Source organism: Pseudomonas sp. M5A4_2d, assembly GCF_053345295.1.
Genome location: NZ_JBKEZW010000001.1, coordinates 1,077,736 through 1,091,293, shown reverse-complemented (window position 1 = coordinate 1,091,293; position 13,558 = coordinate 1,077,736). Strand labels below are relative to the sequence as shown.

General features: G+C 59.5%; 12 protein-coding genes. 3 read left to right on the top strand and 9 right to left on the bottom strand.

Annotated features, from left to right (window positions below):
• Nucleotides 1-20 precede the first annotated feature (20 nt).
• From ACLBW8_RS05015 to ACLBW8_RS05000, 4 genes are all read right to left on the bottom strand, one after another.
• Nucleotides 21-389 carry a protease inhibitor Inh/omp19 family protein gene (locus ACLBW8_RS05015; protein WP_447804757.1) on the bottom strand — a complete coding sequence of 123 codons (369 nt, stop codon included), beginning with the start codon at nucleotides 387-389 and terminating at the stop codon, nucleotides 21-23.
• Nucleotides 390-437: 48 nt separating this feature from the next.
• Nucleotides 438-1,871, bottom strand: coding sequence for a serralysin family metalloprotease (locus tag ACLBW8_RS05010; protein WP_447804756.1), 1,434 nt, complete (start codon nucleotides 1,869-1,871; stop codon nucleotides 438-440).
• Nucleotides 1,872-2,238: 367 nt separating this feature from the next.
• The gene (locus ACLBW8_RS05005; RefSeq protein WP_447804755.1) at nucleotides 2,239-3,342 is read right to left on the bottom strand and encodes a DmpA family aminopeptidase; all 1,104 of its coding nucleotides are present in this window, start codon (nucleotides 3,340-3,342) and stop codon (nucleotides 2,239-2,241) included.
• Nucleotides 3,343-3,351: 9 nt separating this feature from the next.
• Nucleotides 3,352-4,716 carry an APC family permease gene (locus tag ACLBW8_RS05000; RefSeq protein WP_447804754.1) on the bottom strand — a complete coding sequence of 455 codons (1,365 nt, stop codon included), beginning with the start codon at nucleotides 4,714-4,716 and terminating at the stop codon, nucleotides 3,352-3,354.
• Nucleotides 4,717-4,915: 199 nt separating this feature from the next.
• On the opposite strand from ACLBW8_RS05000, the gene ACLBW8_RS04995 reads away from it, so the two are divergent.
• On the top strand, nucleotides 4,916-5,701 hold the full coding sequence (locus ACLBW8_RS04995; protein ID WP_064452317.1) for a helix-turn-helix transcriptional regulator: 786 nt from the start codon (nucleotides 4,916-4,918) through the stop codon (nucleotides 5,699-5,701).
• A gap of 81 nt (nucleotides 5,702-5,782) precedes the next feature.
• Here the strand turns inward: ACLBW8_RS04995 and ACLBW8_RS04990 are convergent, their stop codons facing one another.
• From ACLBW8_RS04990 to ACLBW8_RS04975, 4 genes are read right to left on the bottom strand one after another with little or no spacing between them, the layout of a single operon-like run.
• Entirely contained in the window at nucleotides 5,783-6,862 is a 1,080-nt protein-coding gene (locus ACLBW8_RS04990; protein WP_447804753.1) for a polyamine ABC transporter substrate-binding protein, read from the bottom strand.
• A 60-nt stretch (nucleotides 6,863-6,922) separates the two neighbouring features.
• Nucleotides 6,923-7,264: a cupin domain-containing protein gene (locus ACLBW8_RS04985; protein WP_447804752.1), complete on the bottom strand. Its 342-nt coding sequence runs from the start codon at nucleotides 7,262-7,264 to the stop codon at nucleotides 6,923-6,925.
• 26 nt (nucleotides 7,265-7,290) lie between these two features.
• On the bottom strand, nucleotides 7,291-8,697 hold the full coding sequence (locus tag ACLBW8_RS04980) for an NAD(P)/FAD-dependent oxidoreductase (RefSeq protein ID WP_447804751.1): 1,407 nt from the start codon (nucleotides 8,695-8,697) through the stop codon (nucleotides 7,291-7,293).
• A 48-nt stretch (nucleotides 8,698-8,745) separates the two neighbouring features.
• Nucleotides 8,746-9,555: a helix-turn-helix domain-containing protein gene (locus tag ACLBW8_RS04975; protein ID WP_447804750.1), complete on the bottom strand. Its 810-nt coding sequence runs from the start codon at nucleotides 9,553-9,555 to the stop codon at nucleotides 8,746-8,748.
• A 257-nt stretch (nucleotides 9,556-9,812) separates the two neighbouring features.
• Here ACLBW8_RS04975 and ACLBW8_RS04970 point away from each other — a divergent pair, with 257 nt between their 5' ends.
• Nucleotides 9,813-10,085, top strand: a complete 273-nt coding sequence (locus ACLBW8_RS04970; protein WP_064452312.1) for a DUF1652 domain-containing protein — start codon at nucleotides 9,813-9,815, stop codon at nucleotides 10,083-10,085.
• 73 nt (nucleotides 10,086-10,158) lie between these two features.
• Here ACLBW8_RS04970 and ACLBW8_RS04965 read toward each other — a convergent pair whose 3' ends face one another.
• Nucleotides 10,159-12,609, bottom strand: coding sequence for a UvrD-helicase domain-containing protein (locus tag ACLBW8_RS04965; protein WP_447804749.1), 2,451 nt, complete (start codon nucleotides 12,607-12,609; stop codon nucleotides 10,159-10,161).
• A gap of 218 nt (nucleotides 12,610-12,827) precedes the next feature.
• On the opposite strand from ACLBW8_RS04965, the gene ACLBW8_RS04960 reads away from it, so the two are divergent.
• Nucleotides 12,828-13,523: a pirin family protein gene (locus ACLBW8_RS04960; protein WP_447804748.1), complete on the top strand. Its 696-nt coding sequence runs from the start codon at nucleotides 12,828-12,830 to the stop codon at nucleotides 13,521-13,523.
• The last annotated feature ends 35 nt before the right edge of the window (nucleotides 13,524-13,558 follow it).

Here is a 13,558-nt window from a genome sequence, read left to right as displayed (position 1 = left end):
TATATGCTTATAACTTTTAACTAAGGCATTCGTTGCAGTACAACTTCCGTGCCGGACGGTGTGCGCCCTTTATATTCGCCTTCTTTCTGGCGGTTTAAATGGGTAATGCCCGTGCCTTCGGCATTCATCAGCCAGATACCGTCCGGGGTGGGCGTCCAGGTCAGGGGTTTCTCGCCCAGCCATGCGGTGACACAGCCGACATCACCAGCCAGGGCATTGGCCTGTTCGAGCAAGTCCAGCGCGCACACCCGATCCTGCTGGTGTAACTGCCAATGGCCGGCCAATTGCGCGGTGGTGGGTAAAACAAGACTGCTCGCCATTACATGGGCTCCTGCCGAAACGAACAACACCTGTGAAGCACAGGCGATCAAATGAGAAAAACGCGGCATCTTTCGCTCCATCCTAGAGCGCGGCGCCGAAGCGCCGCGCGCTTTACATCACGCTACGATGTCGCTGGCCGCTGCCTGGCCAACGGTGGTGACGAGGAAATCCGCCACGCCGTGCCCGGAGAAGTCCACGGCCAAGGTGCCCAGGTTGGTGCCCGAGGCATAACTCAGCACTGCGTCGCCGGCATGCCCGGAGAACGCGTTGACGAAGGTCAAGCCTGCACCTTTAGTGATACCGGACAGGTCGATCTTGTCCGAACCGGAGGTGAAGTCAAAGATCTTGTCTGCCGCACCCGGCTTGGAATCGGAACTGGCACCGAACACGAAGGTGTCGTTGCCGGCGCCGCCCCACAGTTGGTCCGCACCGCCACCACCGTAGATGATGTCGTTGCCGGCACCGCCTTTGATGAGGTTGGCTGCGTTGTTACCAATGATCAGGTCGTTGCCCGAACCACCGAACGCGTTCTCGACGGTAACGCCCTTGGCGATGGACACGTTGCCGACCAGGCCGCCAACGTCGGAGAACGAGGCCTCATTGAGGTTGATCTTCTGGTTCTGGGTAAAACCGGAGAAGTCCAGGGTGTCGTTGCCGCCACCGTCCCATACCGAAAACACCAGCTTGTCGGCGTTGGAGGTGGCGCTATAGAAGTCACGCCCGGTGTTGGAGTTGAAACCGTAGGTGGTGTCGCCGGCGCGGGTGCTGTAGTTGGCACCGTAGAGCTTCTGGATCGCGGCAATGTCGTCGATCAGCGGGCCCGAAGAATAAGCTTCGACGCCGCCTTTACTGAAGTTCTGGTTGGTGTTGCTCTCGCTCCAGTAACTCATGACGCTGTAGCCACGCGTGTCCTGTCCATAGGTCGCGTCGTTATAGGTCGGGTTGCCATTCCCGGCGTTGTAGTCGCCAGGGTGAGCCAGGCCCAGGGTGTGGCCGATTTCGTGGGTCAGGGTCTGCCGGCCATAGTTATTCAGGTCCGGCGTCTTGTTCGGCGTGTAGCTGTTGTTGGTCAGGTACCACGAAGTGCCGTCGTAGCCTGCGCCGGTGCCGGGCAGGTAAGCGAACGCTGCCGCGCCGTCCTGGCCACCGCTGTAGTTGCCGAAGGTCATGTGTGCGTCACCGCCCGAGGCCTTTTCGCTAAAGGTCACGTTGGCAACATCCGACCAGGATTGCATGGCCAGTGCGGCCTGTGCTTTCTGCTGGGTGTTGAACTGGCTGAACCCGGAGATGCCATGCTTGTTCATGGTGGCCGAGGAAGCCGAGGTGAGGAAGGTGTAAGTCAGATCAATCTTGCCGTTGCCATCAAAATCCCGATACGCGGCGCCATCACGCAGCAGCTGGGTGGCTGCCTGGTCCACGGAATAGGACGGTTTGCCATTAACCGTGAGGTTGCCGCCACGGTCGTATAAATGGCTAAAGCTATCGATTTGCGAGTAAGCAGTGCTGGCTTGCGCGGCAGAAACAATAGCTTTGTCTTTTACTTTTGACATAAACGTACTTCCTTGTTTGCAAGTGCATCAGTCTTTGGTCGATAGGAACCTCGCGGGCGAGATCGTCCTATCACTCGCCTCTTTTGAAGGCGTATCGAAACTGACACAACTTGAAATCTTTCGTCTACAAATATTTCTGAACTGAAAATGTGACGCAGATTCAACTTAAAGAAGTCGCGCGTAGCATTTATTGGGCGGCATTGCTGTTGTGCGGCAAATTGCCAGCCACTGTTATTTAAATATTAAATAGACGAAACGCCGCTCTAGTTGAGCGGCGCACTTGAATAATGGATCCAATATATTGTCACGGTGTCATTGGCGACATTAAAGAGCCATTACTTAGACTATTTAATTAACGTGTCCCCTATTACCGGGACACACCCCAACCCGACTTGCCTAATGCCTCCAATAAAGTCTCGCCCGCCAACCCAGGCACCTGGGCGCCGTCATCCGTGGTCATGTCCTCGCCGGCCAGCATGGCATTGATGATCGCCTCCTCCACCGCCTCGGCCGCAGCGCTGAACAGCGGCGAAATATGGTCGTTATTGACCATGCGCAACACGGTGCTCAGCGGCAGGTCCTTGCGCGCGTAATCCGCCGGTGGTAGCGCGTGATTGCCGGTGGCAAAGGCCAGGAACAGGTCGCCACTGGAGTCCTCGGTGCCGCCACCGGTGCGGGCAATGCCGATGGAGGCGCGCTGCGCCAGGCGCTTGCATTGATGGGGCAGCAGCGGCGCGTCAGTGGCGATAATCACCACGATCGAGCCCATGCCCGGGGTGCCCCGTTCGGCGAACGGTGAAGCAATGCCCATCAACTGGCGGCCCACCGGGTAGCCATCCACCCGCAGTTCCTGGCGTTTGCCATGGTTGGCCTGCACCAATACACCGACGGTCCAGCCGCCTTGCGCTTCAGGCAAACGTCGGGACGCCGTGCCGATGCCGCCCTTGAACTCATGGCAGATCATGCCGGTGCCGCCGCCCACCGCCCCCTCCTGCACCGGGCCGCTCTCGGCAGTGTCCAGCGCCTGGCGCACATGCTCGGGTTTGACGTGTTGGCCCCAGATGTCGTTGAGCAGGCCATCGTAGGTTTCCATGACGACCGGCATGCACCAGTACACCGCCGGGTCCGCCAGGCGCTCGCGCTCCAGGGCGATCAAGGTGTCACGCACAATACCGATGCTATGGGTGTTGGTGATGGCCATTGGCGTGGTCAACAACCCGGCCTCGCTGATCCACTCAAGGCCGGTGGCGTCGCCATTGCCATTGAGCACGTGGTAGCCGGCAAAACAGGGCTGGTGCCGCGCCTCCCCGGCGCGCGGCTGGATCACGGTGACGCCCGTGCGCACCTGCTTGCCGTCGATACGGGTCTTGAGCGTACTGTGGCCGACCCGGACGCCTGGAACATCGGTGATAGCATTCAATTCGCCAGGCGTACCCAGCCCCAACGTGATGCCCAATTGACGTGCACGCATACCCACTCCTTACAATTTCTGAAACGCCGGACTCGACCGGCCACTGATGCAATACAAAATCACCGACAAGGCCAGCAAGCCGATGATAATCATGATGTCGCGCACGGACGCTTGTGCAACCAGGGCAACCAGCAAATAACCCGCGCCCAGCACCGCCAACAGCGCCGGCAGCGGCCACAACGGCATGCGATAGGGATGTTCGCGATCACGCAGCAGCACCCGGCTCATCAGCGCGCTCATCGCCACCACCAAGTACACCAGCATGATCAGCAACACGCTGAACGAAGTGAGGTCCGCCAGGTTGGAGCTGAAGCTCAGCAGCGCCGAGGGAATGGCCAGGAACAATGTCGCCAGCCACGGCGAATCCCAGCGCGGGTGAATGCGTGTGAACAGTGTGTTGATGCGCGGCGTCCACAAGGCATCGCGGCCACTGCTGAACACCACGCGACCAATCTGAATAACGATGGCGACGATTGCGTTGAACACCGACAGGAAGATCCCCGCGCTGACCAGTCGGGATAAGGTTTCATTGCCATGGCTGGTGAGCAAATAACCAATCGGGTCCGGGCTGCTGATCATCGCACTCAGCGACGGCGCGCCGATCAACAGCGCGGTGATAGGCACCAGCTCGATCACCACCACCAGGCCCAGCGACCACAACACCGCCTTGTGCACGCCTTTGCCACCGCACTTCATGTCCTCGGCGAGCAAGACGGCCGGGCCGTAACCATTGAACGAGAACAGGCCGATACCCACCGCACCGATCACCAACGCCCAAGGCGCCAGGTGCAGCACGCCGTTTTCGACGATCTGCGGTTGAAACAACACGCTGGCGGGCTGCACCGGGTTACCGAAGCCGATAAACACGATGACCAGCAACGCCGCCACTTCCAACAGCAGGCAGGTGCCGGTGATCCAGGCGTTGAGCTTGATATTGAGGATGCCCAAGGCGTAGCTGCACACCACAATCACCAGGGCCACGGTTTGCGAATCGAATCTCGTGCCCAGGGCGTTGTTCAGGTAAGTCGCCGCCCCCGTCGCCAGTACCGGCGGGATAAACAGCAACATCACCAACACCGTCAGAAACGTCGCATAACCCGCCATACCGCCAAACACCCGCTTGGCATACACGTATTCACCCCCGGCGCTGTTGTGCGCCCGGCCCAGCTCTGCGTAACAGAACGCGAACATCAGGGCGAGCACCGCGGCCATCACAAACGCCAGGAATACCCCACTGCCCGCTTGCTGGATGGCAAAGGGCGCAATCACAAACACGGAACTGGCCGGCGTGACCGCCGAAACCGTAATGGCCACCACATCGAAAACGCTCAGCGTTGGCTTGAGCACGCCATCTGGCGCGGGGGAAGCACTCATATCGTTATCCTCTGTCGTTGTTTTTGGTAGGAGGCAGAAACGAAAAGTCGGGCTTTTGCGGGATATGTTTCCCACTGGACAGTGGCAAAGGTAAACGCTGTGTTTATGCCGGCCAATTCCCCTATTGGCGTACTCCCCTTGACGGTACTCGTTAAAAGCCGAACCCTTGGCCGATCTTTTGATGGCGGGAGCCTGTTACATGAGCCTGTTCAGAGAGGTCGGCATGCACGCCGGTTTGGGGCGTACCGTCGCGCACATCGGCACCGAGCGATTCTGGAAACAGCTGGTGTTGTTGCTGCACCAATGCCTGCCGTTCGATAACGCGTTAGCAATTTTCTATCCTAAAGGCGGCCCGCCCCAGGCCTTGGAAGAATACGACGCCCAGCCCAGCAGCAAACCAGCGTCGATGCTGGTGTACCTCAATGGCTTGTATTTGCTCGACCCGTTTTACCAGGCCTGTCGCGAGGGCTACGCAAGCGGCGTGTACCGCCTGGAGGAAGTGGCGCCGGACCATTTTCGCCAGAGTGAATACTTCCTCAACTACTTCCACGACAACGTGCTGGAGGACGAGGTGCAGTTCATTCTGCAATTGCCGGGAATGGGCACCTTGTCGTTATCGCTGGGCATGCAACGGCGGTTCAGCGTTGAAGAAACCGGGCTGATGGCCATGCTGGCGGCATGGGTGCTGCCGTTGATGCAGCAGCATTGGCAGCAAAGTACCCTGCGCGCGCCGGCCATGGACAGCCAGATCAGGGATGCGCTGAGCCATTTCGGCAGCGGCGTACTCTCGGAACGCGAACTGGAAGTCGCGCGACTGGTACTGCGCGGTTTTTCGTCCAAAGCCATGGCCGAGCGCCTGAAGATCTCGCCGGACACCGTGAAGGTGCACCGGCGCCATCTGTACGCGAAGCTGGATGTTTCGTCACAGCCGGAACTGTTTTCGTTGTTTATCCAGTCGCTGGGGCATGACCTGGAAAACCCCTGATCTTTGGACCCTTTGCACTCGGAATGTGGGAGCAAGCCGCCTCCCAGACAAGCCTGCTCCCACAGGGGTGCTGCGTTCTGCCTAGCGCCCGGTACGAATGGTGTTCCACACCCGCGTACGAATCCGGTCGATATTCAGCGGCATCGCCTCCAGCGCGAACAACTTGCCCATCATTTCCGGGCTCGGGTACACCTTGGTGTCGGCTTTGATCGCCGGGTCCACCAGGCTATCGGCCGCCGCGTTGCCGTTGGCGTAGCGCACGTAGTTGGTGATGCCGGCCATCACGTCCGGGCGCAGCAGGTAGTTCATGAACGCATAACCGGCTTTTTCGTCAGGCGCATCGGCGGGCATGGCGACCATGTCGAACCAGATGGCCGCGCCTTCCTTGGGAATGCTGTAGCCAATGTTCACGCCGTTCTTGGCTTCCTTGGCGCGGCTTTCGGCCTGCAGGATGTCGCCGGAGAACCCGACGGCCACGCAAATATCGCCGTTGGCCAGGTCGGCGGTGTATTTCGAGGAGTGGAAGTACGCCACATACGGCCGCACTTTCATCAGCAGGTCTTCGGCCTTCTTGTAGTCCTCGGCCTTCTTGCTGTGGTGCGGCAAGCCCAGGTAGTTGAGCGCGGCCGGCAGCAGTTCCGGGCCGTTGTCGAGGATCGCGACCCCGCACTTCTGCAACTTGGCCATGTTTTCGGGCTTGAAGATCAAGTCCCAGGAGTCCACCGGCGCGTTGTCGCCCAGTACCGCCTTGACCTTGTCGATGTTGTAGCCAATGCCGGTGCTGCCCCACAGGTACGGGAAGCCATGGGTATTGCCCGGGTCGTTGTTCTCCAGGGCCTTGAGCAACACCGGGTTGAGATTTTTCCAGTTGGGCAGTTGGCGCTTGTCGAGCTTTTTCAGGGCGCCGCCCTGGATCTGCCGGGCCATGAAATGGTTGGACGGGAACACCACGTCGTAGCCGGATTTGCCGGTCATCAACTTACCATCGAGGGTTTCGTTGCTGTCGTACACGTCGTAGGTGAAACCGATGCCGGTTTCTTTCTGGAAGTTCTTGGTGGTGTCCGGTGCGATGTAGTCCGACCAGTTGTAGATCTTCACCGTCTCGGCGGCCTGGCTGATAGAGGCCACCAACATCAAGGGCAACAGGGCAATGGCTTTCATGGTTCGATTTCCTGGCGGTTTTAGGGCTGTTTTTATGGCAGGCGATCAAGGATCAAAGCGTTACAGAATCAATACGTAGGTCTTGCGCACGGTTTCCTGGATATCCCAGACCCCGGTGCTGTTGGCCGGCAACATCAGTGCATCGCCGGCTTGTAGGTGGACGACTTCACCGTTGTCGGGGGCGAAGGTGCAGCGGCCCTGGATAAAGTGGCAAAACTCCTGGGATTTGATCTGCCGACGCCAGCGCCCTGGCGTGCATGCCCAGATGCCGGTTTCGACGCCGTCGTTACGCTCTACGCTCAAGGTCGAGGCCACGGCGATGGGCTCGCCCAAGGGCACGGCCACAGGTGATGAGTCCGGCAAGTGGGCATTCAGCGCGTCTTTGAATTGAGTGATGCTCATGGGGCTTCTCGTGTGAGTGAAACGTCTTAGTGCATGAAACTTTCCATGAACCCCGCCACGCCGGTCGCCAACTTGCGGCGCCAAAGCGCGGTACTGGGGTTGGCCAACACCTGGTCTTCATGGACAAAACTGCGAATGATCGCGTTGTAGCCCAGCCAGCGGCATGGCTCGGGCTCCCAGGCTTTGAGCGCGTCCAGGCCACGTTCGCGGATCACCCAGGGCTGCGTGGTCAAGGGTGTGTCGAGGCCGAGAATCAGATCGGCCAGGGTGCGGCCGCCGAGGTTGGTGGCGCCTACGCCCTCCCCGCCATAACCGCCGGACAGCGCGATGCCGGTCTTGTGGTCGCACAACATGTGCGGCCGGAAGTTACGCGACATGCCGAGGTTGCCGCCCCAGGAGTGCGTAATCTTTACGTTCTTAAGCTGTGGGAAGAGTTCGCCAAACAGGTACCGACGCAACTCCACTTCGCTGTCGGTCAGGTCGAAGTTGTGGCGCAACTTACCGGCGAACTGGTAGCCGCCACGGGCGCCGAATACCAAACGGTTATCGGCTGAACGCTGGCCATAGGTGACCTGCCGACTGCTCTCGCCAAACGCCTGGCCATGGCTCAAGCCAATTTCATCCCAGGTGCTGGCGGGCAGCGGCTCGGTGGCGACAATCAGGCTTTGTACCGGCAACTGATAGCGCCCCAACGGCGGCAAGGTAGTGGCGTAGCCCTCAACCGCCGGCACCACCCACGCTGCGCGCACACTGGCATTCGCGGTGCGCAGACTGCCGGATTGCCAATGGGTGACCGGGCTGTTTTCGTAGATGGTGACGCCCATGCCCTCCACCACGTTCGCCAGGCCGCGCACCAGCTTGGCGGGGTTGATGGTCGCGACATGGGGCGCATAAATACCGCCATAGGGCTTGGCGATGCGGATCTGTTCGGCCAGTTGTTGCGGGCTCAGCCAGCGGTAATCGGCTTCGGTCAGGCCTTGGGCATAGAGCTTGTCCAGGTAACGCCGCAGGCTGCCTTCTTGCTCGGGGTAACGCGCGGCGCAGTAAAGCGCGCCACCCTTGCGGTAGTCGCAATCGATGCCTTCGCGGGCCAGCACCCGGGCCACTTCATCGGGGATGCCGTGCAGCAGGTCAAATGAAGCACGGCGCTGTTGCGGTGAAAGCCCGGCCAGCAGGCGGTCTTCACCCAGCAAGTTGCCCATCAGCCAGCCACCGTTGCGGCCCGAAGCGCCGAAGCCTGCGGTCTGCGCCTCGATAATCGCGATTTTCAACTCGGGGGCCTGGCGTTTCAGGTAATAAGCGGTCCACAGGCCGGTGTACCCGGCGCCGATAATGGCCACATTGACGTCCAGGTCATGCTCAAGCGACGGCCGCGCTTGCAGCGGCTCGTCCAACTGGTCCATCCATAAACTGATAGTGCGCCATGCCGGCATGCCAATTCCCCAACCTCGTTTCGATAGGCTGGATCCTAGAGCGCGGTGTTATTGGCTGTCTTGCGCGCGTGCACGCAGGGAAATTTGTTTGACGTAAGCCTTCGGCGATTGGCCAGTGTGCTGGCGAAACGCACTGTAGAACGCCGACAGCGAGTTGAAGCCGGCAGCGAATGCCAGGTCATCGACTTTGATCGGCGGCACGGCGGTCTCCAGCGCGGCCAGCAAATGCTGGAGCCGGGCCTGGTTGACGTAGCGGTAGAAGCTCTGCCCCAGCACCTGGTTCAGCAGGTAAGAAATCTGATTGCGGCTGTAGCCAACTTCCTTGGCCACCCGCTGCAAATCCAGTTCCGGGTCCAGGTAGGGTTGCTTGAGTTCGAAGTATTGCTGCAGGTCTTTGGCCATATGCCCCAATTGCTGGGGGGACAGGCCCAAGCGGCTGACCGTCGGGCGCATGGCCTGGGTGGGCTGCTCGTGGACCAGGGACGCATACTCGTTTACACGCCAGATCAGGCCATCGCGCACGGTGATGGCTTCGCTGGTGCGAAACGACACCAGGCCCTGCCCGCCGCGCAAAGTAATGCGGTACTGAATAAACGCAGTGTCGCCGTCGGCGCGGATACGGTCGGTGTGCTGAATCGCCTCATCGGCGCCACGGGGCATGCTGGCTTGCAGGTAATCACGCAACTCGGCGTAACCGACGACGCGGTTCTGGAAGAAGTCGTGGTACTGGATGTCGGGGTGGTAGTAGGACATGACGCCATCCAGGTCTCGATGCCGCCAACACAAATGGTGGCGCAAGACCAGCTCGCCGGTGGCGTGAGTGTTTTGGCAAGCATCGTCTGGGGCGATGTTGGGCATGTAAGGCTCGGTGACGGATAAACGACTGAGATTGCCCAATTTTAGCGGGCCCTTCAATGGCCAAACGGAACTTCTGGCTAGTGGCCTTTTGCCTAGTTTGTAGTAGGACGTGACCTACATCAACCTAACGGAAGAGAACCGCCGAACGGGGCCAAAAAACTCACCGTCGACTTGCGAACGGATGCTATTTTGAAGTGAGTCGATGCCATGACCAGTGACGGTCCTGGCCCCCTGCCGCGAGCTAAAGGAAGCGCTCAATGAACAAGGTGGGCAACATGAACAAAGTGACGTTCCCCAACGCGTGCCAGCTGATGCGCTGGCATTTTCATCCGGTGGGCTTTGAGGGGAGCATGGACGCCCCTGGCAGTATGGTCGCCCGTCTGTTCGACCGTGGCACGGGCGAAACATTGATTGCCATTGCCGGCATCCCCTGCGCGACCGTGATGAATGCCGCCGATGTGGAGCGGATCATCGAGGCGGTAGAGGATGAGCTGGAGAGTTTCGTGCCACCGCTGTCCTTGCGGGCTTGAACCGATCGATCAAACAGAAGAGATCAGCCTGTGGGAGTCGGCTTGCCCGCTCCCACAGGAGGATTGCGTGTATCTACTGATTACGCTGATCGTCAAAAAACGCTTTTCTGCCGTCGACTCGCTCTGACGCCCGGGGCACATTCACGCCCTGGCCTTCCGGCTTCTCCACATACCAATAGCAATGGCTCACCGCACGGGTAATCCCGACATAGGCCAGACGCAGCACTTCGTCTTTTTGTGCAGCGTCATACGGCTCGGTTTCACCCTCATTGCCCAGTCCCGCCATGCGGTAGACCTGGTTCTTGTAGGGCGAACTCGTAACGTGTTGGCAATCCCCAAGCAGGAATACCGCATCCGCTTGCAGGCCTTTGGCGCTGTGATAGGTCAGTTGCTTCAAGCGGCGCGCGTGCGGCGGCAAACTAGAATCCACATTAACTACCGACTGAATATGCTCTTGAATCAGTAACTTATCGCTACTTTTTCGATAAAGCATTAACACTGATTCGCCTTTTTGATAGTGCTCCAGCAACCGGCGACCCAACGCAGCATCGTCCCGCTCCAGCACCGCAACAGGCACCGGTGCCTTGGGTTCGCCACTGGCTTTGGCCTTCTTGCCGGGGATCGCCGGTGCGGCACGCACGATATGCTCGGCGGCGTCGATGATGTGCTGATGGCTGCGGTAATTCTCACTGAGCATCACGCGGGTGGTGCTCGGCGACGGGAATTCCTTGTTGAACGCCATAAAATACTTGGGCGAGCTACCGCGCCAGCCATAGATCGACTGCCAGTCATCGCCCACGCACAACAAGGAAGAGCGTTGTGCGCCACGGCCCACGTGCATCGCCGGGCCACGGCTACGGACCTCGCGCAGGCTGGCCCGCAGCCAGGAGACGATCTGCGGTGAGACATCCTGAAACTCATCAATCATGAGGTGCGACATCGGCCGCAGCAGCGGGTCGCTGAGCAACTTGAGGTTCTCCGGGGTGTTTTCGCCGAACAGCGAGAACATCCGGTTGTAGGTCATGATTGGCGGGGATTGATCCAGCAGGTGGTCTTCCAGGGCCTTCCAGAAAATACTCAGGGCTTCAAAGAAGAACCGGTCCGGGTCGTCCTTGGCGAAGCTCATTTGGCCAACAGCCGTCGGTACGTCCAACCCGAGGTTCTCAATAAACCCGGCCGCCATGACAAAACTGTCCAACAGCGGCGCCGACGACAGCTCACCTTTGACCTTGTAATCAAAACCGGGCCCGGCGGCGGCGTCACCGGCAAGGCTGCTTAAAAGACGCTTTGACGATTCGTAACTATCTATCCATATCAAAGGCTTACGGCAGAAAGCTTGAAACAGGGTGCGCTTTACCGCCCACTCCGCGCGTACCGATAGTTTCGCGTTTTGGCGACTGACCTGGGCATTTTCCCGCGAATCGAAACCCAGCATGACCCAGGCATCCAGTTCCGGGATATAACCGTGGCAATGAAACTGCGCGCCGTTGATTTCGAACGTCTGGCGGCTGGGCTCAATGCCCTTGATCGGCCAGGCGCCAGCGCGAAACCACAGGTCCTCGATCACATCGCAGAGTTCTTCATCGCGCTTGGCTGCCAGCTCGGTCACGGCCACCCGCTTCTGTACGTCCGGGTGATCGCGCTCCAACTCCTTGAGTTGCAGGCCGTGACGCGCCAACGGGGTAATCAGCTCGCGAAAGCGCTCATGGCGGCCATGCAGCCGGTGATAACAGGCATTCATCTGTTGGCGCTGGGCGTCGCTGATACGCAGGTCGAATGGGTTGCTGTCGGCGTCCTCGACACCGCTGCTGAGGTTTTCGAAGGCTTGCAGCCGTTCAAACCCCGGCAGGCTGCGGACCATCGGCAGAATGCGCGAGTGAAAGGTGCGCACCACCGCCTGAGCGTCTTTAAAGCCAAGGGGTTGGCCCCACAGGCCGAGAATTTCCATGAGTTTGTTGATGAAGTCCTTGCGCGACTCGCGGGTGAACGTCACCACGGTCATCGAGCTCAGCTCAAAGCCCAAGTAATGGGTCAGCAGCAGTATGCGCAGCACCAGCGAGGTGGACTTGCCAGCACCCGCGCCCGCAATCACTGAGGTCGAGGGTGTGTCGCTGAAGATCATCTTCCATTGCGCGGCACTTGGCTGTGCATGGGCCGGCAGCAAGCGCGCCACATCAGCCTTCATGCGCTTCTTCACCTCGGCGGTGAGTGGCAGCCGCCAGTCGTCGAACAAACTGTCATCCACACCCGGTGCACGGTGCTCATCAGGGCGGAAGTCGCGGATCAGCAACACCTGCCGACCTTCCTCTATACCGTCGGCCTTGCCCTCGCGATAACCATACTCCACACCCGCCTCATGCCCGCTGCGGAACCCATCAGCCTGACCGTGCAGCCACGAAAACCGATGCTGCGCACGCAGGCGCGTGAGGCCATGGCCAAACAAATGCGCGGCAAGGCGTTTGAGCCAAGGCATTTCGTTTATCGGGCGCAGTTCGGGGGGCAGATCAGGCGTTTGTTGCGGCACGCGGACTCCAGCGATGAGGTTGGTTTTGGCGAAGGCGCCATGGTCGCCGGAATCGGCGCTCAGTTCCAGCCAATTGCTTTGACGTCATGCAGTTAGGCGACGAAGTAAAAGTCAAAACCCCAGCAACCAATCGAATCAACTGATAGGAATCAGGCATTTTTTACGCTTTTTATCGATCTTGAACTGCAGGATGATGGGCGCATCAACAGGAGACGATCATGCTTGAACTTCGACCTTTCAATACCCTGGGCGGCGCACATCATGGCTGGCTCGACGCTCATCATCACTTTTCATTCGCCGAATACCACGACCCCAGGCGCATGCACTGGGGCAATCTGCGGGTGTGGAACGATGACATCATCGCGCCAGGTACCGGCTTCCCGCAGCACCCGCACCGCGACATGGAAATCATCACTTATGTGCGTGAAGGCGCCATCAGCCATGCCGACAACCTGGGCAACAAGGGCCGTACCGAGGCCGGCGACGTGCAGGTAATGAGTGCCGGCACCGGGATTGCCCACAGCGAATACAACCTGGAAGCCACGCCGACCAAGATTTTCCAGATCTGGATCATCCCGAATGAAGCCGGCTTGCCGCCCTCCTGGGGTGCCAAACCTTTTCCGAAGGGTGATCGCGAGGGGTTTGTGACATTGGCCAGCGGCAAAGCCGGTGACAGTGAAAGCCTGCGCATTCGTGCCGATGCACGCCTGGTGGCAGCCAACCTGAAAGCGGGTGAGAGTGCCGAGTATCGGCTGGACAGCGGACGTCGGGCGTATCTGGTGCCAGCGACGGGGGTGATTGAGGTCAATGGCTTACGGGCGCAAGCTCGAGACGGTGTGGCGGTTGAGGATGAGCAGGTGTTGCGGGTGACGGCGATTGAAGACAGCGAAATCGTGTTGGTCGACCTGGCCTGATGTGACGCTTTGCGCCAAGCAAAAAAGTGGGAGGG

Excerpts from the sequence above, each read along its gene's own strand:
- ACLBW8_RS05015 (WP_447804757.1), bottom strand. The coding sequence starts at position 389 with ATGCCGCGTTTTTCTCATTTGATCGCCTGTGCTTCACAGGTGTTGTTC.
- ACLBW8_RS05010 (WP_447804756.1), bottom strand. The coding sequence starts at position 1,871 with ATGTCAAAAGTAAAAGACAAAGCTATTGTTTCTGCCGCGCAAGCCAGC.
- ACLBW8_RS05005 (WP_447804755.1), bottom strand. The coding sequence starts at position 3,342 with ATGCGTGCACGTCAATTGGGCATCACGTTGGGGCTGGGTACGCCTGGC.
- ACLBW8_RS05000 (WP_447804754.1), bottom strand. The coding sequence starts at position 4,716 with ATGAGTGCTTCCCCCGCGCCAGATGGCGTGCTCAAGCCAACGCTGAGC.
- ACLBW8_RS04995 (WP_064452317.1), top strand. The coding sequence starts at position 4,916 with ATGAGCCTGTTCAGAGAGGTCGGCATGCACGCCGGTTTGGGGCGTACC.
- ACLBW8_RS04990 (WP_447804753.1), bottom strand. The coding sequence starts at position 6,862 with ATGAAAGCCATTGCCCTGTTGCCCTTGATGTTGGTGGCCTCTATCAGC.
- ACLBW8_RS04985 (WP_447804752.1), bottom strand. The coding sequence starts at position 7,264 with ATGAGCATCACTCAATTCAAAGACGCGCTGAATGCCCACTTGCCGGAC.
- ACLBW8_RS04980 (WP_447804751.1), bottom strand. The coding sequence starts at position 8,697 with ATGCCGGCATGGCGCACTATCAGTTTATGGATGGACCAGTTGGACGAG.
- ACLBW8_RS04975 (WP_447804750.1), bottom strand. The coding sequence starts at position 9,555 with ATGCCCAACATCGCCCCAGACGATGCTTGCCAAAACACTCACGCCACC.
- ACLBW8_RS04970 (WP_064452312.1), top strand. The coding sequence starts at position 9,813 with ATGAACAAGGTGGGCAACATGAACAAAGTGACGTTCCCCAACGCGTGC.
- ACLBW8_RS04960 (WP_447804748.1), top strand. The coding sequence starts at position 12,828 with ATGCTTGAACTTCGACCTTTCAATACCCTGGGCGGCGCACATCATGGC.